At 40.0% G+C, this 20,501-nt stretch carries 17 protein-coding genes, 4 tRNA genes and 2 pseudogenes; 7 read left to right on the forward strand and 16 right to left on the reverse strand.

Annotation, left to right across the window (positions count from 1 at the left end; genetic code table 11):
* Positions 1 to 95: 95 nt before the first annotated feature.
* The 3 genes and pseudogenes from tnpA to HHO47_RS16995 all read right to left on the reverse strand — a co-directional run bounded on the left by tnpA (position 96) and on the right by HHO47_RS16995 (position 1,971).
* Complete coding sequence (gene tnpA, locus HHO47_RS16985) at positions 96 to 287, reverse strand: IS66 family insertion sequence element accessory protein TnpA (RefSeq protein ID WP_248291033.1); 192 nt, start codon at positions 285 to 287, stop codon at positions 96 to 98.
* Between the two features lie 84 nt (positions 288 to 371).
* Positions 372 to 878, reverse strand: a pseudogene (locus HHO47_RS16990) (transposase); the annotation flags it as partial.
* Positions 879 to 915: 37 nt separating this feature from the next.
* Positions 916 to 1,971 (reverse strand): ankyrin repeat domain-containing protein, encoded by a 1,056-nt coding sequence (locus tag HHO47_RS16995; RefSeq protein WP_211183759.1) that lies wholly within the window; start codon positions 1,969 to 1,971, stop codon positions 916 to 918.
* Positions 1,972 to 2,254: 283 nt separating this feature from the next.
* Between HHO47_RS16995 and HHO47_RS17000 the strand changes: the two genes are divergently transcribed.
* The 5 genes from HHO47_RS17000 to HHO47_RS17020 are packed head-to-tail and all read left to right on the forward strand — an operon-like array spanning position 2,255 to position 9,238.
* Positions 2,255 to 3,004: a MipA/OmpV family protein gene (locus tag HHO47_RS17000; RefSeq protein WP_169021367.1), complete on the forward strand. Its 750-nt coding sequence runs from the start codon at positions 2,255 to 2,257 to the stop codon at positions 3,002 to 3,004.
* The gene (locus HHO47_RS17005) at positions 2,994 to 4,157 is read left to right on the forward strand and encodes an efflux RND transporter periplasmic adaptor subunit (protein ID WP_169021368.1); all 1,164 of its coding nucleotides are present in this window, start codon (positions 2,994 to 2,996) and stop codon (positions 4,155 to 4,157) included. The genes HHO47_RS17000 and HHO47_RS17005 overlap by 11 nt, the downstream gene beginning before the upstream one ends.
* A gap of 1 nt (position 4,158) precedes the next feature.
* On the forward strand, positions 4,159 to 7,185 hold the full coding sequence (locus HHO47_RS17010; protein WP_169021369.1) for an efflux RND transporter permease subunit: 3,027 nt from the start codon (positions 4,159 to 4,161) through the stop codon (positions 7,183 to 7,185).
* The gene (locus tag HHO47_RS17015) at positions 7,182 to 7,853 is read left to right on the forward strand and encodes a response regulator transcription factor (RefSeq protein ID WP_169021370.1); all 672 of its coding nucleotides are present in this window, start codon (positions 7,182 to 7,184) and stop codon (positions 7,851 to 7,853) included. Before HHO47_RS17010 ends, HHO47_RS17015 begins: the two co-directional genes overlap by 4 nt.
* Positions 7,850 to 9,238 carry a sensor histidine kinase gene (locus HHO47_RS17020; protein ID WP_169021371.1) on the forward strand — a complete coding sequence of 463 codons (1,389 nt, stop codon included), beginning with the start codon at positions 7,850 to 7,852 and terminating at the stop codon, positions 9,236 to 9,238. Before HHO47_RS17015 ends, HHO47_RS17020 begins: the two co-directional genes overlap by 4 nt.
* Before the next feature lie 81 nt (positions 9,239 to 9,319).
* Here the strand turns inward: HHO47_RS17020 and HHO47_RS17025 are convergent, their stop codons facing one another.
* From HHO47_RS17025 to xerD, 11 genes are all read right to left on the reverse strand, one after another.
* Positions 9,320 to 9,793 carry an RES family NAD+ phosphorylase gene (locus tag HHO47_RS17025; RefSeq protein ID WP_169021372.1) on the reverse strand — a complete coding sequence of 158 codons (474 nt, stop codon included), beginning with the start codon at positions 9,791 to 9,793 and terminating at the stop codon, positions 9,320 to 9,322.
* Positions 9,793 to 10,236: an MbcA/ParS/Xre antitoxin family protein gene (locus tag HHO47_RS17030; RefSeq protein ID WP_169021373.1), complete on the reverse strand. Its 444-nt coding sequence runs from the start codon at positions 10,234 to 10,236 to the stop codon at positions 9,793 to 9,795. Before HHO47_RS17030 ends, HHO47_RS17025 begins: the two co-directional genes overlap by 1 nt.
* A gap of 441 nt (positions 10,237 to 10,677) precedes the next feature.
* A tRNA-Arg gene (locus HHO47_RS17035) sits at positions 10,678 to 10,754 on the reverse strand.
* 82 nt (positions 10,755 to 10,836) lie between these two features.
* Positions 10,837 to 10,913: transfer RNA gene (locus HHO47_RS17040), tRNA-Arg, on the reverse strand.
* A 153-nt stretch (positions 10,914 to 11,066) separates the two neighbouring features.
* Positions 11,067 to 11,143: transfer RNA gene (locus HHO47_RS17045), tRNA-Arg, on the reverse strand.
* A gap of 36 nt (positions 11,144 to 11,179) precedes the next feature.
* Positions 11,180 to 11,272, reverse strand: a tRNA-Ser gene (locus HHO47_RS17050).
* A 225-nt stretch (positions 11,273 to 11,497) separates the two neighbouring features.
* Positions 11,498 to 13,033 (reverse strand): lysine--tRNA ligase, encoded by a 1,536-nt coding sequence (gene lysS, locus HHO47_RS17055; RefSeq protein ID WP_169021374.1) that lies wholly within the window; start codon positions 13,031 to 13,033, stop codon positions 11,498 to 11,500.
* A gap of 26 nt (positions 13,034 to 13,059) precedes the next feature.
* Positions 13,060 to 14,158 (reverse strand): peptide chain release factor 2 gene (gene prfB, locus HHO47_RS17060; RefSeq protein ID WP_169021375.1). Its coding sequence is split into 2 segments (ribosomal slippage): positions 13,060 to 14,082 and positions 14,084 to 14,158, totalling 1,098 coding nucleotides; the frame shifts between segments, so codons are not numbered across the junction.
* Between the two features lie 154 nt (positions 14,159 to 14,312).
* Positions 14,313 to 16,034: a single-stranded-DNA-specific exonuclease RecJ gene (gene recJ, locus HHO47_RS17065; protein WP_169021376.1), complete on the reverse strand. Its 1,722-nt coding sequence runs from the start codon at positions 16,032 to 16,034 to the stop codon at positions 14,313 to 14,315.
* Between the two features lie 75 nt (positions 16,035 to 16,109).
* Positions 16,110 to 16,838, reverse strand: a complete 729-nt coding sequence (gene dsbC / locus HHO47_RS17070) for a bifunctional protein-disulfide isomerase/oxidoreductase DsbC (protein WP_169021377.1) — start codon at positions 16,836 to 16,838, stop codon at positions 16,110 to 16,112.
* A 64-nt stretch (positions 16,839 to 16,902) separates the two neighbouring features.
* A complete protein-coding gene (xerD, locus tag HHO47_RS17075; RefSeq protein WP_211183760.1) occupies positions 16,903 to 17,856 on the reverse strand; it encodes a site-specific tyrosine recombinase XerD in 954 nt (317 codons plus the stop codon).
* Between the two features lie 80 nt (positions 17,857 to 17,936).
* Between xerD and fldB the strand changes: the two genes are divergently transcribed.
* Positions 17,937 to 18,458: a flavodoxin FldB gene (gene fldB / locus HHO47_RS17080; protein WP_169021378.1), complete on the forward strand. Its 522-nt coding sequence runs from the start codon at positions 17,937 to 17,939 to the stop codon at positions 18,456 to 18,458.
* A gap of 117 nt (positions 18,459 to 18,575) precedes the next feature.
* On the opposite strand, the gene HHO47_RS17085 is transcribed toward fldB, so the two are convergent.
* Positions 18,576 to 19,070 (reverse strand): hypothetical protein, encoded by a 495-nt coding sequence (locus tag HHO47_RS17085; protein ID WP_169021379.1) that lies wholly within the window; start codon positions 19,068 to 19,070, stop codon positions 18,576 to 18,578.
* A 202-nt stretch (positions 19,071 to 19,272) separates the two neighbouring features.
* Entirely contained in the window at positions 19,273 to 20,229 is a 957-nt protein-coding gene (gene corA / locus HHO47_RS17090; RefSeq protein ID WP_169021380.1) for a magnesium/cobalt transporter CorA, read from the reverse strand.
* 101 nt (positions 20,230 to 20,330) lie between these two features.
* Between corA and HHO47_RS17095 the strand changes: the two are divergent.
* Positions 20,331 to 20,456 (forward strand): annotated as a pseudogene (locus tag HHO47_RS17095) (DNA starvation/stationary phase protection protein); the annotation flags it as partial.
* Between the last annotated feature and the right edge of the window lie 45 nt (positions 20,457 to 20,501).

The raw sequence follows: 20,501 nt of genomic DNA on the forward strand, positions 1-20,501 counted from the left end.
TCTTCGATAATGTTACGCCATTGTTCAAGGCTACGTGTTTTTCTCATGGCTATCTCCTAATTGAAATTCAGAAATAGCTTAATCGGTTTGACGAGTTACTGGCAGGTGCACTTTGCTAGACGCTTACGAACAAAACTACCGGATGAAGCATTAAGCTTACTTCGTGCCGCATAAAAGCTTGTTTTTGATAAAGCATGTTGTTGGCAAAACTCAGTAATAGTTAAATCGCTGGCTTGTTGTTCTTCGATAATGTTACGCCATTGTTCAAGGCTACGTGTTTTTCTCATGGCTATCTCCTAATTGAAATTCAGAAATAGCTTAATCGGTTTGACGAGTTACTGGCAGGTGCACTTTGCTAGACGCTTACCGTTTACCTGCTGACGCTTAGCTAATATTTCTTTATCTAAACCTGAATGACGTTGGTTTGGCGTCACAAATTTTATACCACTGTGTAGGTGCTCATTATTATACCAATCAACGAACCCACTTACCCATTCTCTTGCTGCGCGTATATCTTCAAATGCCTTTTCTGGGTATTCTGGGCGATACTTTAACGTTTTAAATAACGACTCAGAGTATGGATTGTCATTACTTACTGACGGTCGACTAAATGATGGCACAATCCCTAACTCCTGTAATGTTGCCAGTAATGTCGCGCCTTTCATTGGGCTACCATTATCTGAGTGCAACGTGACTTGCTCGCGCTTTATTTGCTCTCGACTGCAAATATCCTTCATTAAATCCGCGGCTAATTCACTTAACTGCGTGTCGTAAACCTGCCAGCCAACAACCTTTCGACTAAAAATGTCCATCACTAAATATAAGTATAAAAATTGCCCTTTTACGCTCGTTGGTAAATAGGTGATATCCCAAGTGTATACTTCATTTGCACGCACTGCCTTCAATGCTCTTGCCTTAACGCAGCTCTCCTCCACCATCTATACATGACTGTTTAAAGTAAAAATTGTCTGGATTGTAGGCGTAAGCGATCCTTAAACCCCAAGAAGTCCTATAGGAGCAACTTGGAGCTTCCCCTCTACATGACGCTTCTACATTACCAAATGACTGGAAACACAGTGTCTTCATCTCATCTATTTGTCCTTTATCATCCATGATGTACTCATCACACTGATTTCTAGAGTAAAAAGTACATGCGAAATCAATTTCAAGAGATGGTGATGTTGAAATTTGTGTGGATGCTTGTGTTTCGCTCCCTTCTGCCTTTTTTTCTTCTAAAGGAATTGGTTGAGTATTGCCCTTCGTATTGCTCGATGCAGATTCATTCGACTCCTCTAATTTTGGAATTTGGTTCATTTCAGTTGTCACTTGTTCTTGGTGGAGCTCTTTTGTATCTAGTTCCGTTACGGCAACTCCTGTATCTATTTTAGGCTCATTTATTGACTCTAATAATGCTATCTTCAACTTGGCTTTATCAGAGTGTAGCGCCGTGGGGTATTGCTCTAGATATTCTTTGAAAGCATTTATCTCGTTGTCTGATTTGGCTTTTTGCCAATCATTTTCATAGGAGTTAATCATTTCTGTAATTTTGTAATATCCTTCCTCCTCTGCTATACCTAACGGCGTTTCACCATCGAAATTTTCAATATTTGGATCGGCACCATTTGCTAATAGAATGGACACATTCTTAATTGAGTTGCCTTTTACAGCTTTATGGAGAGGAGTTGTGAAATAACGACGTGAGTGGCAAGAAGTTACAGACCCCCCAACGTTTATCAAGTACTCAAGAATTTCAGCGGAATTTTTTATATCAGCAAAGCCGCAAGTAGGAATTGTATAATGTGTATCATCGTTTACCTGTGCTCTAAATTCAGGTGAGTCCATCAGTGCTTTCATCTCATTGAAGTCAGCACCCATATCGTACTTCCAGTATAGATCTCCTGTTGGAGTAGAAGTACAGCCAGTTAAAGCTGCGGTCGAAATTAATGCTAAGCTGACGAATCTTTTGATCATCGGTTGAGCTCCTTTTGATTTCCATATACCACTACGGCGATTAATGTGCTTGGGCACTGAACGAGCTTGTAGAATAACTCGTTTTTAATTCATTTTTATTGATGCATTAACCATAGCTGAGTTGCTATTTTGATTCAATCGGTTACTTCGATTTTACGTAAGGTCAACTTCTTTGCATGTTGATATACAACTATATCGCTTAGGATAATTGACAAGTGTAAGTTTCTAGAAAGGACACAATGTTATTGTGTTATTGTTTCTTTAGTCAAAAAAGGGGATTTAAGTGAAATATTCTAGATTAATTATTAGCTTAGCGATTTTTAGCACAACATGTAATGTTAAAGCACAATCAAATGAAAGCGAATTTAATTGGGGTTTGGGAGTAGCTGTGTTGTCTGAGAGTGAGGGGTATAAAGGAATTGGCGTTGAGACCATGGTCGTTCCAGCACTCTCTATTCAATATGGAAATTTTAGTTTGTTAGGCCCGCAAATGTCCTACAAGCTAGGCCATTGGGGGGATTTCGAAGCATCCATTCTTGGTAAATTTAGGTTGGATGGTTATGAAGCCGATGATGACGAATTCTTTAACGGGATGGAAGACAGAGATCCATCATTTGATATAGGTATTGATCTCGAATACGACTCAAGTTGGGGGGATTTTGGCTTATCTCATACTGCAGATGTAAGCAGCACACATGAGGGGTACGAGACATCAGTTAGCTACTCATTACCATATCGAGTTAGTAAAGGCCGAATTGCCCCTTTCATTTCAGTGAGTCATTTAAGTGAGGATTTAGTTAATTACTATTACGGCGTAAAGCAAAGCGAAGTGACTACAAATCGAGCTTACTATCAGGCTGAAAGTTCTCTCGTGTGGGAAATTGGAACTCGAAGTGATTGGCTATTTGGTACAAATCACATGATCAAAGCTGACTTAAGTTATCGTTTCTTGGGTTCAGAAATTAAAGATAGTCCTTTAATAGACAAATCGGGAGGTATCAATCTAATTATTGGGTACGTATATGTTTTCTAAACTGATACTCGATAATTTAAAATCAGCTACGCCAAAAAGCGTTTTTGAGGTGTTGGATTCTCCTTCCCAGTTTCGGGAAGGAAGGTCAACATTTCGGCTCGTGAAGCAAGGTTTGGCTGCTATTCTGATATTACAATTGAATGGTTGTGGTATGGAGACGTATGAGTCTAGCAACACAGGTACTAAAACCGTCAAGGAATACCCATTCATTTATCCAAAAAAAACGGTTGTAGAACCGGTTCGTAAATACTATAGCCGAGTACAAGGTATAGAGAGTTTTGATAAGGCTCTATTTACGCCTGCAAGAGTGCAAAAAATATTTGTCAGGGAAGGGCAACAGGTTGAGCAGGGTGAAAAGCTTGTTCAGTTGTATTCACCTTTACTTTCTCAGCAAGTGGACGTAAATAAAGCCGAACTTGCAAGTGCCAAAGCGGATTTGATCTTACAGGAAAAAGAGCTAGCAAGACTTGAAGGAATATTTCTACAAGGTTTAACGACGAAACAATTGCTCGATGCAAAAGAGCGCGATCTAGAAATAGCAAAATTCTCTGTGGTGCAAGCGATCTCAAAGTTAAAGCAAGCTGAAAACGAACTGGCAGAAACAGAGCTATACGCACCGAGCCAAGGAGTCGTAGCAAAGCTGTATTTGAGAGAAGGTAGTTTCGTAGCTGCGGGTACGCCCATATTTCGGTTTGAATCCACTGTAGCTCAGAAATCCACTTTTCAAATTCCGGAATCGGAAGCGTTAAACATAAGTATTGAGCAGACATTTGAGTTGGTACTACCCCAAACGGGCGAAAAGCATATCGTAAAAGTCCTAGAAAAAGGGTTACCTCAAGCTTCCAAAACGTCGTTGTTTGAACTTTCAGTTTTATTTCCCGAAGGCTTATCGAATATTTTGGGCATGACCGCTGAGCTACATATCCCTATTTTTTCAGATCCGCTTTTTGAAATAGACTACTCTGGTTTACGCTACTCGATATCAGGCGACTCTTATGTACTTGTATATCGAGATCAAGTTGAAAAAGTACCCGTTACAGTCGTTGGATTTTCTGATAGTGCAATTTTAGTTAGAGGTCTAATTGATGAAAAAACACATGTTATTTCCGTAGCATCATCAAAACTTGGATTGGATTTAAGAGAGTTTAACTAACATGGAACGTTTTCTAGTATCACTTCAAAAACCTCGATTTGCTATCGGCATTGTTTTAATCCTCAGTGTTACCGGTATTTTAAGCTGGTTTTCAATGTATGAACAAGAGGATCCTTCTTTTCCTTATCGTAACGGTATGATTCTTATTAAAAGTCCTGGTTCATCTGTATCGCAATTCCGAGACAGTATTGCGAAGCCCTTAGAACAAGCCTTGAATCAAGTTGATGAAATTAAAAGTTTTGATTTTAGCCTAAAACAAGATGTAGCCTCTATCGATATCGAATTACGGGAAACTGTTTACGATACAGATAAGGCGTGGCAACGTATTAGGGATAAGGTAGATCAAGTTGAAGCTACACTTCCTGAAGTAAAGCTTATGGTCTTAGACAAAATACAAGATACCGAAGGTATATTGTTAAGTATTCATAGTGGACAAGGACTTTTAAATGATAGAGCCCTAGCGCTTAGGATCCGTGACGAAATCTATCGATTGCCAGAGGTACGAAAGGTGTCTTTGATTGGTGATCCAGGTCAAAGGATTGAGATAGTTTACCCACAGACAAATGCTATTCAATCAGGTTTATCCCCCTTAGAATTAATGGATAAAATCCAAGGCGCGAATAGTCAACACAACACTAGTGGGGTCTTTACGCAAAGTATTCAAACAACTTTTTTGCCTTTTACTTATATAAATGATGTTGCAAATTTGGAAAATATCCAATTATCACTTGGTGATCATAAAACGATCCTGTTGTCTAATGTTGCTGATATAAAAACAACCTCTGATGTGAATAATATTGAAAGTATGTGGTTAAATGGCGAGCGTAGAATTGGCATATCAGTCACCTTAGAATCTAATACGATTAGAGTTTCTGATTTTGGTCATAATTTTAAACTTTTTATAGATGAATTGAACGGGAAATATGGACAAAACACAATACAAATCCAACTGTTTCAACCTGATTATACAGAACAGAGGCGACATGCGCTCGAATCTTCACTGCTTCTAAGCATACTTTGTGTTATATCAATATTAATCTTGTTCATGTCAAGGCAGGGGGCGTTGATAGTCGGTTTATCTATTCCTGCTATAGCGAGTTGTAGTATTGCGATTTTTGCATTAGGTGGAGGCGTTTTACACCAGATGACGATAGCTGGCCTGATTCTAAGCTTAGGACTTATGGTGGATAACTGTATTATTATGACTGAACGTGTTGGCTATCATCGTGAAATGGGCTGTACTCAAATAAGTGCAATTGAGAAAAGCATGAAAGACTTGTGTAAACCTCTACTCACCTCAACGCTCACAACAATAGCTGCTTTTATTCCGATATTACTCGCAAAAGGTGATGTAGCTGATTTCATTAGCAGCATTCCATTAATTGTGATTATAACCATTTCAATAAGTTATGTGTTTGCCATTTGGTTTATTCCTGTTCTTTGTTCATTGATGAATAAAAATGTAATAGGCTCAAAAAATAAAATAAATCATCAGTTCGATTATTATATTCAGAAAGGTTCAGATATAATTATTTGCTATCCATATAGGCTGATTTTTCTCAGTGCCCTACTTGTTTCCATTTTATTTTTAGTTGAAAGTGCCCCTGGTGAATTCTTTCCAAAGAGCGGTCGAAATCAAGCTTATGTTGATATAGAGTTAGACTATGGAAGTAGCATTTATGCAACCAAAAATAAGGTTGAACAAATAAGCGAGTATATAGTTAGCACATCGAAAATTAATAAAACTCTTGCATTTATTGGGCATTCTGGACCAAGGTTTTATTACAACTTGCCTCAAAAACCAAATGAATCACATTTTGCCCGGATTGTTATTGAGACACAAACAGATCGAGAAGCGGTGCATTTAGTAGCTCGATTAAACAAAGAGCTCCCTAAAAAATATCCATCGATAACTGTTTCAGCTCATGAGCTTGGGCAGGGACCTCCAATTGAAAGTCCAATTGAAATACGAGTACTTGGTGAGGAAAATCAAACGAGGCTAAGTGCAGCTGAATCTATACTGAAAATGTTATCTCAGCATCCAGAGGTAGCAAATGCTCGTAGAAGATATGAGGTAGGTAAACCTCAGCTAGACTTACGAGTGAATCATAATGAATTAAAGAAAGCTGGATTAGATGAAGATGCAGTAAGTCAGTATTTATCATGGCGTACAAGTGGTTTACTCGTTACTTCAATAAATGATGATGGCGAGGGAATTCCTGTATATATTAGAGAATCTCAAGAACCTATACCAAGTTGGGAGCTGGAATCGACATTTATGAAGAACTCAAAAGGTCAATTTATTCCATTAAATTCGATAGCGAAAGTGGAAATACAAGGAGCTAGCCCAATTTTGAGAAGAAAATCAGGTTTCTCCACATTCACTTTATTAGCAGACATTAAAGAGGGAAGCGATGAAGAGGAAGTCTTAAAACAGTTGTTTTATCCAATTCAAGAGTTGGCTAAAGCATATAATGTGAGAATTGAATTCGGTGGAGAAATAGAAGAATCAACAGAAGCTAATGATGCACTGATTAGAGCTTTACCTATAGGGTTAATACTCTTGTTTAGCGTACTGATGATGCAATTCAACTCAATTCGACTAACACTTTTAGTTTTATTAAGTATTCCATTTTCCTTCGTAGGCGCCCCAATTGCTTTAGCTATTGCCAAAACGCCTTTTGGATTTATGTCAATTCTCGGATTACTGACATTAATGGGGCTTGTTGTTAATACAACAATTCTTCTTATTGATAGTGTTATTAACAAGTTGAAAAAAGACATTGAGTTGCAAATGGCGATAGAAGAGTCCATTCGAGAACGCGCTAGGCCAATTTTACTAACGACGCTAACAACGATAGTAGGCATGTTACCGTTAGCATTAGGAGAAAGCTCGCTTTGGCCTCCTTTGGCATGGACTGTTATTGGAGGGTTAATTTCATCAACGCTCTTAATACCTTTGGTTTTTCCGATCGTATTGAAATTATTATTAAGGCCCAATAAGCTAAGTCAATACGGAAATTTATGAGAGTATTAATTGTAGAAGATAATCAGGAGCTTGCGGACTTTATTCGGCTAGCCCTGCGCGACGAAGGATACGCAACAGACAATGCTGCAAATGGAACACAAGCAGTAAATCTAATGAGTGTATTTCAATATGACGCTGTAATATTGGATCTTGGGTTGCCAGATTTTGATGGACTGCAATTGATCCGGCAAGTACGTAAGGTCGGCAACACTGTTCCGGTTTTAATTGTAACAGCACGAGGAGGCATTAATGATAGGATCAAGGGGTTAGACTTGGGTGCAGATGATTACTTAAACAAGCCTTTTGCGATCGGTGAATTAATAGCCAGGTTGAGAGCAATTTTAAGAAGACCAAATAGTATTACTGGCATGAGTATAAATATGAAGCGAGGAAAACTGCTTTTAGACCCAAAGTCAAAACGAGTAGTTGCAGGTGAAAACAACATTACCATGGGAAAAACAGAGTTTGCTCTACTGGAATACATGTTACGACATGCCACATTGACTGTGAGTAAAGAGGCTTTATTTAACGCGATTTACTCTTTAGGGTTTGAAGTTACAGACAATGCAATTCAGGTCGCTGTTCACCGTGTCAGGAAAAAACTAGAACAAGTTAATGCTGAAGTTACAATCAAAACGATTAGAGGAATAGGATATATATTAATATGAACGTAGAAAGGAATTCTTTAGCGCGAAAGCTTTTTACGCATTTTATATTAATTGGAGGTACCGTCTTCGGTGCCATCATCTTTTTGTTTTATTTAATCTCTTACACTTTTTCTGACATTGCGGTAGAAATGAGCTTTAAAGGAATGTCGCATGATATTACGGAACAGTTAGTTGTAGATAAAGACTCGAGTATTCGTTTTGAATCCAATAATCTAGTTGAAAAATGGGGTTTTGATTCGTTATACAATAATTTAGGGTTTAGAGTTGTCGACTTTGAATCCAATGCGATTATTTTCACCTCCGCTCAAACACATGCTAAACAACCTATAGTTGGCATGTTACCAAATAGTCTTGATGTTGGGTTCACCAAAGGGCTCAATGGCACAAATGTGTATCGCACAATATTCAATGCTAACGGAAAAGTCTATGCTTTAGATTTAGTTAGAAGCGATCTACTTGGTGAATTAGCCAATGAAGCAGTCATGCCTGTGATAACCAATGTGGCAACTTTAACGATGGTTGCAGCGTTTGTTGTTTTCGTGATTGTTAGTTTCTTGTCAGTTGGGTCATTAGTGCGTCCAGTTGAAGATCTCTCTGCTCAACTTAGTGCAATTAAACCTCAACAGTTAAATAAAAGGTTGAATACGACGAATTTACCTGCGGAAATAGCTCCCTTAGTGTTAGCTCTCAATCAAGCGATGAATAGAGTTGAGGAAGGTTTTGAAGAGCAAAAGCGGTTTGTGGCAAATGCGGCCCATGAGTTACGCACACCGCTTGCCATTTTACAAACTCGCTTGGAAATGGCTAAAGGTTTGTCGAGTGTGAAACAAGAAGTACTAAAAGACATAGGATTTATGTCTAGAATTGTTGAGCAATTGCTCGATTTATCCCGTGCTCAAAATAGACAAAGCTATGAAAAAGATAACGTTTCTTTGAATAACGTTGGAACCGACATGTGTATGCTCTTAGCTCCTTTAGCTGTTGGAAATAATAAAGATTTAGAATTTCAGAAATCAGAAACTGACTTTTTTGTGAGCGGTGATAAAGGGGCGTTAAGTGTAATGGTGAAAAATTTGATTGAAAATGCAATCAAACACTCAGAAATAGGTGCAACGATAATTTTGCGAATCGAAAAGGACAAATTATTTGTTAAAGATTCAGGCCCTGGGATCAATCAAGCAGAGAAAGGAAAAATATTTGAACGTTTTTGGCGAAAATCGCAATCGAATATGGGTGGTAGCGGGTTAGGTTTGTCAATTGTTAATGAAATTTGTCTCGCGCACAACGCAAGGATTATTCTAGACACCCCAAATGAACTCGGAGGAAGCACGTTTTGTGTGGTCTTTCCATCGATTGAATGTAAGCGTATAGCTAACGATAAATAATTAATGTTATTTAGGTTTTCTATTGCCCTAATTAAAGTTGCAGCTTGGTATAAAAGTCAGGTTCCAGCGACAACGATGGCATTACAGCTTATTAGCTAGGCGATTTGGATAAACAAAATCAGAACAGTCAATGCATTTTATTTTACTTGCATCTGGATGTTGAGGGTTGATAATAAAGTTATATTCTTCAGGGCATAGACTTGACGGTACTTGGAGTACAGCAGAGTCTCCGCTCATTAAAAAGTCACTCCCTATTGACTGAGTATCAGCAGCATAAGGGTAAGTATTCCAGCCCGAAGGTAACTCCCCCTCAACCAATCGCATTATCTTTAAAGTATCTGGAATTTGGATAAGAACGACACTTAAATTTTCTTTAAGTATTTCTTGAGAGTCATTAACTAATCGCTCAAGCATGGCTAATGATCGTGTGAAAGCAGTATACACAATAGGCGCACCTGAATAATGCCACCGCCCTTCTGCAACCATACCACCTAACCCAGAAAGGCAGTTACTGAGATTATTATATTGTTTGGGGCCGATACGATAAACTACCATTACGCGGTAAATCCATACAGCAGCCCGTTAATTACTCTACGTATTAATTCGCGGCCACGAATACTGTTCATCATTGTTCGTGGAGGTTGATTATCAAATTGGACGTTGGGCGTGTCTAGCCAGGTATTCCAGTTATCGATATTACCGAAATATGCCGCGCCAAAGCTTGATAACCTTGCGACTTCAAGCGCATTCTCACTGATCTGTTTATTTAAGGGCTTTTCTTTGTTGCGTAACAAAGTGCGTTCAGTCGTCCCCAGTGCTTTGGCTATAACACCCATTTCCCAATGCATTAACGTAGAAAAAGCACGCAAACCGGCTGTTGTGATCCCGATTTGTGCTGTGGCTATTTCAGCCATGGGGTTTGAGTGTGTATTTAACTTACCAAGCGTGACGACATTGAGAAAGTCGATCCGTGTGCTTTTATGTTGTAGTGTACTCATTATAAACTCACCATTTAAGACATTTGTCTTTTATTATAGTGACATTTGTCCGTTTTCGCAATGTAAAACTTCATATATGCCTGAGTGAACAAATAAGAATAAACCCTTTTAGCTTACTACTACAATATGACCAATAAAAACAATGCTTATATTTTTTGGTGATTATTTAATATACCATATTGGAATTGGGTGTTGTTTGGAAGTTATATGCCATTTGAGAAATGATCATAAGCCTGTTAGACGTAGGCCAATATCAGAAGCAGTAAAGCCCCCTGTATCAAGATCGTTGTCGCTTTATAGAGGCAGATAAAAATGAGACGTCGATTTACACAAGAATTCAAAGTTCAAGCGGTTGAAAAAGCATTATCTCACTGTGTGATGTTCGTCTAGAAGATATTGCAGATGATTTATACTAATACTATTTATTACATGTATAGAAAGTGGTGGGCGCAGGAGGATTCGAACCTCCGACCGCTCGGTTCGTAGCCGAGTACTCTATCCAGCTGAGCTATGCGCCCACATTCTATTTCGATTTTAATGTCTTATCTGACATATTAGTATGCAATAACTAATTATAACTCTAAATCATGAATTTAAAAGTGGTGGGCGCAGGAGGATTCGAACCTCCGACCGCTCGGTTCGTAGCCGAGTACTCTATCCAGCTGAGCTATGCGCCCACTTTTTTATACTCTAATTCGAGTTTCTTACTTAATAAGTAAAGGATGGTGGGCGCAGGACGTATCTTCAAAGAGTGAACCTCCGACCGCTTGGTTTACTAAACCAATCACTTTTACTTGCTTATTTAAACTCTAAGCAGAGTGTGTAAAGGATGGTGGGCGCAGGAGGATTCGAACCTCCGACCGCTCGGTTCGTAGCCGAGTACTCTATCCAGCTGAGCTATGCGCCCATTCTTTACTTTACAAGAAACCATTTATTAAATAAATGGCGGAGAAGGAGGGATTCGAACCCTCGATAGAGCTACAAACCCTATACTCCCTTAGCAGGGGAGCGCCTTCGGCCACTCGGCCACCTCTCCGTCTTGTGGGGCGTATAATAAAGATTTCAAAAAATATGTCAAACACTTTTCTTGTTTAAAGTAACTGTATGGTTAGAGAATACCCATAACAGCCAAAAAACAGCCAGATTTGTTTGATCATTAATCACATTAAGGGATTTTAATATCAGCGGATACACCGAGAACAGGCACAAAAACGCCGCTATTAAAGCGGCGTTTTAAATATCAACTTAATCTAACATAGTATTAGTCAGTTTGTGGGCGCATATGCGGGAACAAGATAACGTCTTTAATTGTTGATGAGTCAGTAAATAGCATGACTAAACGGTCGATACCAATCCCCTCACCCGCTGTTGGCGGTAAGCCATACTCAAGTGCGCGAATGTAATCTTCGTCGTAGTGCATTGCTTCATCATCACCGGCGTCTTTTTCTTCCACTTGGCGAGTAAAGCGCTCAGCTTGATCCTGTGCGTCGTTAAGCTCAGAGAAGCCATTCGCAAGTTCACGGCCACCAACAAAAAACTCAAAACGGTCAGTGACAAATGAGTTTTCGTCATTACGACGTGCAAGTGGTGATACTTCCCACGGATAACCGGTGATAAAAGTCGGTTGAATAAGCATATGCTCTGCTGTTTCTTCAAAGATTTCACATAAGAACTTACCTGGGCCCCATACACAGTTTTCAGGAATTTTAACGTGCACTTGCTTTGCATACGCTTTTAATTCGTCAAAGTGGTTTTCTGGATCATTGAATACTGCAGCATCAAACTCAGGGTTATATTTTAAAATCGCATCCGCCATACTTAAACGAGTAAACGGTTGGCCAAAGTCGTACTCTACAGAGTCAACCACTTCGCCGTTCTCGTTTTTAGTCGTATTAACCACGATTGGGCTGCCCAACACGTTCGTGGCAACAGTACGTAGCATATCTTCGGTGATGTTCATCAGATCAATGTAATCAGCGTAAGCTTGGTAAAATTCGATCATGGTGAATTCTGGGTTGTGACGCGTTGATAACCCTTCGTTACGGAAGTTACGGTTAATTTCAAATACGCGGTCAAAACCACCTACCACCAAGCGCTTTAAGTAAAGCTCTGGTGCAATACGTAAGTACATATCGATATCAAGGGCGTTGTGATGAGTCACGAATGGACGCGCAGAAGCACCACCAGGGATAACCTGTAGCATTGGCGTTTCAACTTCCATAAAGTCACGATCTGCTAAGAAACGACGAATACCTTCAACCACTTGTGAACGAATACGGAATGTTTCACGGGTTGCTTCATTGGTGATCAAATCAACATAACGTTGGCGATACTTAGTTTCTTGGTCAGATAAACCGTGGAATTTCTCTGGTAATGGACGTAAAGACTTAGTAAGCAATTGATACTCTGTCATTTCAACGTATAAATCGCCTTTACCTGATTTATTAAGCGCGCCTTTAACACCGATGATATCGCCGATGTCTAATTGTCCGTATTTTTCTTTAAGATCTTTTTGCACATCTTTAGATGCATACGCTTGCACACGGCCTTTCATATCTTGAATCGCAAGGAAAGGACCACGTTTAGCAAGAATACGACCAGCAATTGAAACTATATGCTGTAGTTCTACTAATTCTTCTTTACTCTTATCACCAAACTCGGCCTGTAAGTCTGCCGTGTAATGCTCACGACGGAATTGATTTGGATGACCGTTGGCTGGGCAATTGGCACGGATTGCGTCTAATTTGCCACGACGCTCAGCGATTAACTTATTTTCGTCTTGGATTTGATCAGTCATTTTTTAGCTCTTTTTTAGCTTGGTGGTTATAGGCCAGATTTTAAGCTGGCTTCAATAAATTTATCTAAGTTACCGTCAAGTACTGATTGAGTATTACGGTTTTCAACGCCAGTACGTAAGTCTTTAATACGTGAATCATCGAGCACGTATGAACGAATTTGACTACCCCAGCCGATGTCAGATTTAGCATCTTCTTGGGTTTGTTTTTCAGCATTTTGCTGTTGTAACTCAAGTTCAAATAACTTTGCTTTTAACTGTTTCATCGCTTGTGCTTTATTTTTATGCTGAGAACGTTCATTCTGGCATTGCACTACGGTATTAGTTGGTACGTGAGTTATACGTACAGCTGATTCGGTGGTGTTAACGTGCTGACCACCCGCACCAGATGCGCGGTATACATCGATTCGTAAATCTGACGGATTAATATCAATTTCGATATTATCGTCAATCTCTGGATATACAAATGCTGAAGCAAATGAGGTATGACGACGGCCGCTTGAATCAAATGGGCTTTTACGTACTAAACGATGTACCCCAGTTTCTGTACGTAGCCAGCCATACGCGTATTCACCAACAAAGCGTACAGTTGCGCCTTTAATACCAGCAACATCTCCGTCAGTGGCTTCTACCAGTTCAACTTTAAAGCCTTTGGCTTCACCCCAGCGTAAATACATGCGTAATAACATGTTACACCAGTCTTGCGCTTCAGTACCGCCAGAGCCTGACTGTAAATCAAGGTACGCATCATTGGCGTCATGTGGGCCTGAAAACATCCGGCGAAACTCTAAGCCTTCAAGTTGCCCATTCAGATCTTCAAGTTCACTTTGTGCCTCGATAAAGGTATCTTCATCTTCAGCTTCTACTGCAAGCTCTAACAAGCCTTCAACATCATCGGCACCGCTGACTAAGTTGTCGATCGTTTCAACAACCGCTTCTAATGCTGACTTTTCACGACCAAGCGCTTGTGCACGCTCTGGCTCATTCCATACGGCTGAATCTTCAAGTTCGGCGTTAACTTCTTCTAAACGTTCTTGTTTAAGAGCGTAGTCAAAGGTACCCCCGAAGCAATTCAGTACGTTCGCGAATTTCCTTGATTTGATTAATCACAGGATTCACTTCAAACATGCACCTTACTCCACAATAGCTGGTTTACACGGCTAATCGCCAGGTAAAATTATACTAATAATTATTTAAATTTCGCTTTAAATAATAAAACGCCCGATTTTAACAAAAAACCGTGCGTTTTATTAGTACTTTATGCATCGATAAGAGATATTTTTTAAGCTACTTTTTGTAGTTCACGGACAATTAACTGTAATGAAAATTTACCTCTAAACTCATTGATATCGAGCTGATAGGCCAATTTCACCAAACGCGCTTCAGTATCAGGCCACTCGCGCACATCAATACCGAAGGCAATGGCATCAATCAAACGCCCGGAACGGTGTTTTAGTACCAGCTTTAAATGTTTTTCACCCACAATACGCTGCTGTACGAGTTCAAAGGTGTGTTCAAACACGGGCTCTGGGAATTGCTGCCCCCATGGCCCTGCTTGTTTAAGTACATTTGCAAACTCCATACTAAAGCAATCATCAGCAAGTTCCCCATCAGTTAAGATAATACAGCGTTTATGCTCTTCACTGAGCTGCTCACTCACCGCCTGCTCAAACTCACGTTTAAACTCACTAAAATGGTGCTCATTAATGCTCAGACCGGCCGCCATTGCATGACCACCAAACTTACTGATCAAATGTGGATGCAAGGTATTTAAGCGCTCAAGCAAGTCACGTATGTGCAAGCCTTCAATCGAGCGGCAAGAGCCCTTTATTTCACCATTGTCGCCACCAGCAAAAATGACTGTTGGGCGGTGGTATTTCTCTTTTAAACGTCCCGCTAAAATACCAATTACACCTTGATGCCAGTCTTCTTGATATAAACAGATAGCATCAGGTTTTTGCTCATCGCTAAAGGCGAGTTTATCGAGCACGGCTTGTGCTTCAAGTTGCATGCCTTGCTCTATCTCACGACGCTCACTGTTTAAACTATCCAGCTCACCAGCTATGCGTCGTGCTTGGTTGATATCAGTAGCTAGTAAGCAAGCTATGCCTAAACTCATATCATCTAAACGTCCTGCAGCATTTAAGCGTGGTGCAAGCGAAAAACCAAAATCACTGGCGCTTAAACGCGCTGCGTTACGATTAGCAACCTCAATCAACGCTGTAATACCTGGGCGGGTTTTGCCGCTACGAATTCGCGCTAAACCTTGGTGAACTAAGGTGCGATTATTGGCATCCAGTGCCACCACATCAGCAACCGTTCCTAGCGCTACAATATCAAGCAGATCGGCTAAGTTAGGCGGTGGTTGCTGCTCAAAATAACCAATATCACGCAATGCACTTCTAAGCGCAATCAATAAATAAAATGCAACCCCGACACCTGCGATTGATTTTGATGGAAAGTCACAATCATGGCGATTAGGGTTAACAATCGCATCAGCATTTGGCAGTTGTTCGCCTTGCAAATGGTGATCCGTGACCAGCACTTTAATGCCCGCAGCTTTGACAATTGCGATACCAGCAATACAGGAAATACCATTATCAACAGTGATCACCAAGTCTGGTGCCATAGTGACTATTTGCTCCGCCAAGGCGGGACTTAAACCATAGCCTAAGCTGAATCTGTCTGGCACTAAATAATCTAAATGAGCAAAACCAAACATCGCTAAGCCTTGCATTAAGGTAGCGGTACTGGTTGCGCCATCGGCATCAAAATCACCCACAATCAACACTTTACTTTGCGCTTGCAGAGCATGTTGAAGTAAAGCGGTGGCTTTATCTATGTCTTTAAATAATTTGAAGTCATGCAAAGTGGCTGCGCTATTATTTAGCTCATCAGCATGATTAACTTGGCGGCTGGCATAAATTTGTTTAATAACAGGGTGTAATTGATTTGGTAGGTGTGAGTCATCATAATGATCACGGGCAACAATTAATTTCTTCATGCAGGCGCGGTACTTTTAAATTAAGAAATAAAGACAAAAAAAGGCCTTAACGGCCTTTTTATAAAAAACACACAGTTACGATGATTTATTTGCTTCTAATGCAGCGGCTAGTGCAGCAGCTGGCTGATAACCTGGGATCAGCGTACCATCTTCTAAAATAATCGCTGGCGTGCCACTAATGCCAAAGCTTTGACCAAGTTGGTAATGCTCAGCGACAGGTGCATGGCAACCCGCCATCACTTTTGTATCTGCGCCTGACTTTGCTGCTGTCATTGCTTCTTGCGGATCTTTAGCACACCATACGTTCATCAAATCTGCATAACCTGAACCTTGTAAGCCACCTCGTGGGAATGCTAAATACTTAACGGTAATACCCGCTTCAAGTAAATCATCTAGCTCGCGGTGTAACTTACGGCAATAACCACAGCTAATATCAGTAAACACAGTTATGCTATGTTTCTCATTTTTAGCTTTGTAAACAATCATTGAGTCCTCGTATTGCACTAGGCCTTCTTTACGAACGTCATTAAGTGCTTGTTCGGTTAGATTGTTGCGGTTATTTAAATCAATCAAGGTGCCTTGCATTAAGTATTGACCATCTGCGCTTGCATACAGCACGCCTTTATCAGTGATCAGCTCTTTTAAACCAGCCACTGGGCTTGGGCTAATTTGCTTAACAGTAACGCCCAGCTCTGCAAATTTAGTAACAATTGGCTCGTTGCCATTAGGAATGGCTGCTACACCATTGGCAAACGCACTTATACTGGTGCCTAATATCGCACCGGCTAATACTAATTTTTTCATAATGTCCTCTTATATCTTGATAATTCTTAACTACTCAGACCGCCGAAGTACGAAAAAATTTTCACTAAGCGCGCGGATGATGTTGCTGATGTAGCAATTTTAACCGTTCATTAGCCACATGGGTATAAATTTGTGTGGTTGATAAATCACTATGCCCTAGCATCATCTGTACGACTCTGAGGTCTGCACCATGATTTAATAAGTGTGTTGCAAACGCATGGCGCAACGTATGGGGCGATAAAGGCGATTCAACTGCTGCCAAAATAGCATAGTGTTTAATACGATGCCAAAAAGTTTGTCGAGTCATTCCTACACCGCGTTTAGACGGAAACACAAAATCGGTGGCATGTTTGATCATTTGCGCACGCCCCACTTTTAAAAATTGCTCGAGCCAATACATAGCCTCTTCGCCAAGCGGCACCAAACGCTCTTTATTACCTTTACCTTTAACAAACACCACAGCTTGGCGTAAATTAATTTGTTCAATACGCAACCCAACTAACTCGCTAACCCGTAAACCCGTTGCATATAATAGCTCTAACATAGCTTTATCACGCAAGCCCATCGGCTCTTCAACATTAGGCGCCGCCAAAAGTGCTTCGACTTCATTTTCTGACAATGTTTTCGGCAATGATAGACCCGCCTTAGGCTGAGCAATATTTACCATTGGCGAATCAGTAATGTGTTTTTCACGCACAAAGTATTGGTAAAAGCGCTTTAACGCGCTAATACTGCGCGCCGTACTGCGCGGTTTTAAACCTAAATCAACACGATACGCTAAATAGCTTTCAATATCTTGGCCGCTTACGGTGAGTAGATCTTGGCCTTTTAAAAAGTGGCAGAATTTATCCAAGTCACTGCGATACGCAGATAAAGTGTTATCGCTTACATGTTGTTCTAAATAGAGATTATCTAAAAAAGATTCAAGATAATCACTATTACCGAGTAGTTCATCGTGATCTGTAATGGCTGAGTCTAATGGCTCATGATCAGGTAACGTGGTCACAGTTATTCTCATAGTTATCAAGGTATCAATTAATAATACCTTACGGTAAACTTCAGCCTATCATATCAGGCAAATACACAGTGATAAATACGATGCAAATTGGGTTATTTTATGGTTCTACCACATGCTATACAGAAATAGCAGCAGAAAAAATTCGCGATATTATCGGTCCAGACATTGTCAGCCTGCATAACATCAAGGATGAACCATTAAAAAATGCAGAAAATTACGACTTTATCATCCTTGGTATCTCCACCTGGGATTTTGGTGAGTTACAAGAAGATTGGGAGTCGATTTGGGATGACATTAAAGATGTTGACCTCAATGGCAAAACCATCGCTTTATTTGGCATGGGTGACCAACAAGGTTATGGCCAATGGTTTCAAGATGCACTTGGCATGTTGCATGACGAAATAAGCAGCCAACAATTTACATTATTAGGCCTGTGGCCGAACGACAGCACGTATGAGTTTGAAGCCTCTAAGGCACTCACCGACGATGGCAAACTATTCGTTGGTTTAGCCCTTGATGAAGACAGTCAATACGAGCACAGTGACGAGCGGATCGCCAACTGGGTTGAACAGATCATGACTGAGTACAGCGAGATGTTATAAACCTCGCTATGATAGCTAAGCCTTACCATTTACAGACTAAATAAACTCACTCAAATAATTGCTAAACCCGCGCAGAGTAATATTATTAATGGCTGAAAAATGTAGGCGGCAAAACAACTATAAGAATAAATGCGCAGGAAGGTACACTTCTTGGCGCAGCAACTCTCGCCCTTGTTTAAGTGCATTGTTATACGAAGGTTTATTATCAGCATGAATGTAACCAAAGAAAAATTCAAAACCTTGCATATGCTGTTGATAATATAAACGCTGCATTGGGGATGCAAAGCCCTGTCCTCTAAATTGCCCAGTAATAAAAATATCACTGATTAGTAAACCGTTAAACCCTAGCTCATCGCTCGACTCAGCCATTATCATACCCAGTGGCTTGCCTCTATAAAACGCCGCGCTACACAATCCGGCTGCAATAGCTTCGCTGATATCGTCTTTTTCGCTAATTGGTACTATTGTTGCCATTTCAGGATGCTGCATTAAAAACTGAGTATAGTCACGCTCATACCAAGGCCAATCTTTATCAAGTTCAAACGGCTGCAATGTAATATCTGCACAGAGTAATTCATCAACAGTCAGTTTAGGATCTTGTGCTGCTAACAATGACGCATAACTTCCCTTTAATGATTGTTTTTAGTTAATATGGGGACAATAAAGACGTAAATCAACTAAATGATAATTAAGTGATTAATGAGCTCTTTGTAATACACAATAACGGTTGGTTTATTATCTTAATGCAAAGTGATAATAAGAACCCGTATAAAATAAATATAAACTCGTATGCCAAATAATCCTTGGCATACGACTACAACCAACCTTTGTGTTTAAAAAATAAATAAGGGGCAAAGCCCGATAGCAACATAATGCCAATTGCAAATGGGTAACCCCATTCCCATTGCAGCTCCGGCATTATATTAAAGTTCATCCCATACACACTAGCCACGACAGTGGGCGGTAAAAAAACCACCGAGGCAATAGAGAAGGTTTTGATAATTTGATTTTGTTCAATATTAATAAAACCTTGAGTTGAATCCATCAAAAAATTCATCTTATCAAATAAAAAGGTACAGTGTGACATTAACGTATCAATATCAAGTACAATTTCTCGTAGTGATTCGCGATCTTCGTTTTGTACACCTAAACGGCGTATTAAAAACGAAATATTGCGCCGCGTATCCATTAAACACAAACGCACTTTTCCATTGGCATCCTCTAAACGCGCGATACGACTAACCGCCTCTTCTAAATCAGAGTCACCGTCCTCTAGTACATACGCACTGAGTTCCTCTAACTGATGATGCATATCCTCGATCATGTCAGCATGATTTTCGACTTTTTGATCAAATAAGGTAACCAATAACTGTTTTGGCGTGTCACACATTACTTGACCTTTACGTGCTCTTAAACGTAACAATCGAAAGTCAGCTAACTCATCATCGCGAATAGTCAGCAAACAATTGTCCTGTAGTAAACAGGCCACTGTTACCGTATTAAAACGCCCTTCATTTGGTGACATAAATAATGCATGCACATGCAAGCCTTCATTATCGATAAAGCATCGCGATGAAGCTTCAATCTCTTGTACATCCCCTGACTCAGGAAAAGTTATATTGAGGTTTTTTGCGAGCGTGTTTCGCTCATCTTCCGTTGGGTTGATGGTATCAATCCAGTGTGCATTTCTGATTAATGCATCAAGGGTGGTATCAGATGAAGGCTCTAACTCCTTGATCACCCCTTGCTCGATAGAAAAAAATCTCAACATGCACTTCTCCTTTAATAACAAGATGGGGGGGAGTATATGTAACTGATGATTAATCAACAATAACGAAACAAACAAAAATAGCTGAATTTACTGCCACAGGTATGAATGAAGAATCTGCAAAAAGTACCATTACTACACTTGATAACCGCATGGTCGCACTTATCGATTTACAATTGACTCTAAAACAGATTCATTGGAATGTGGTTGGCTCTAATTTTATTGGCGTAATACCGGGCATTACGCTTGCGGTATTACTTGTTTCTCATTTAAGA

Source organism: Pseudoalteromonas arctica (assembly GCF_012927645.1).
Taxonomy (GTDB): Bacteria; Pseudomonadota; Gammaproteobacteria; order Enterobacterales; family Alteromonadaceae; genus Pseudoalteromonas; species Pseudoalteromonas arctica_A.

Bases quoted from the DNA above. Each gene is read 5' to 3' on its own strand.
- corA (WP_169021380.1), bottom strand. From the start codon at position 20,229: ATGTTGAGATTTTTTTCTATCGAGCAAGGGGTGATCAAGGAGTTAGAG.
- HHO47_RS17015 (WP_169021370.1), top strand. From the start codon at position 7,182: ATGAGAGTATTAATTGTAGAAGATAATCAGGAGCTTGCGGACTTTATT.
- HHO47_RS17010 (WP_169021369.1), top strand. From the start codon at position 4,159: ATGGAACGTTTTCTAGTATCACTTCAAAAACCTCGATTTGCTATCGGC.
- fldB (WP_169021378.1), top strand. From the start codon at position 17,937: ATGCAAATTGGGTTATTTTATGGTTCTACCACATGCTATACAGAAATA.
- HHO47_RS17005 (WP_169021368.1), top strand. From the start codon at position 2,994: ATGTTTTCTAAACTGATACTCGATAATTTAAAATCAGCTACGCCAAAA.
- HHO47_RS17020 (WP_169021371.1), top strand. From the start codon at position 7,850: ATGAACGTAGAAAGGAATTCTTTAGCGCGAAAGCTTTTTACGCATTTT.
- lysS (WP_169021374.1), bottom strand. From the start codon at position 13,033: ATGACTGATCAAATCCAAGACGAAAATAAGTTAATCGCTGAGCGTCGT.
- recJ (WP_169021376.1), bottom strand. From the start codon at position 16,034: ATGAAGAAATTAATTGTTGCCCGTGATCATTATGATGACTCACACCTA.
- HHO47_RS17030 (WP_169021373.1), bottom strand. From the start codon at position 10,236: ATGAGTACACTACAACATAAAAGCACACGGATCGACTTTCTCAATGTC.
- dsbC (WP_169021377.1), bottom strand. From the start codon at position 16,838: ATGAAAAAATTAGTATTAGCCGGTGCGATATTAGGCACCAGTATAAGT.
- HHO47_RS17025 (WP_169021372.1), bottom strand. From the start codon at position 9,793: ATGGTAGTTTATCGTATCGGCCCCAAACAATATAATAATCTCAGTAAC.
- xerD (WP_211183760.1), bottom strand. From the start codon at position 17,856: ATGAGAATAACTGTGACCACGTTACCTGATCATGAGCCATTAGACTCA.
- HHO47_RS16995 (WP_211183759.1), bottom strand. From the start codon at position 1,971: ATGATCAAAAGATTCGTCAGCTTAGCATTAATTTCGACCGCAGCTTTA.
- tnpA (WP_248291033.1), bottom strand. From the start codon at position 287: ATGAGAAAAACACGTAGCCTTGAACAATGGCGTAACATTATCGAAGAA.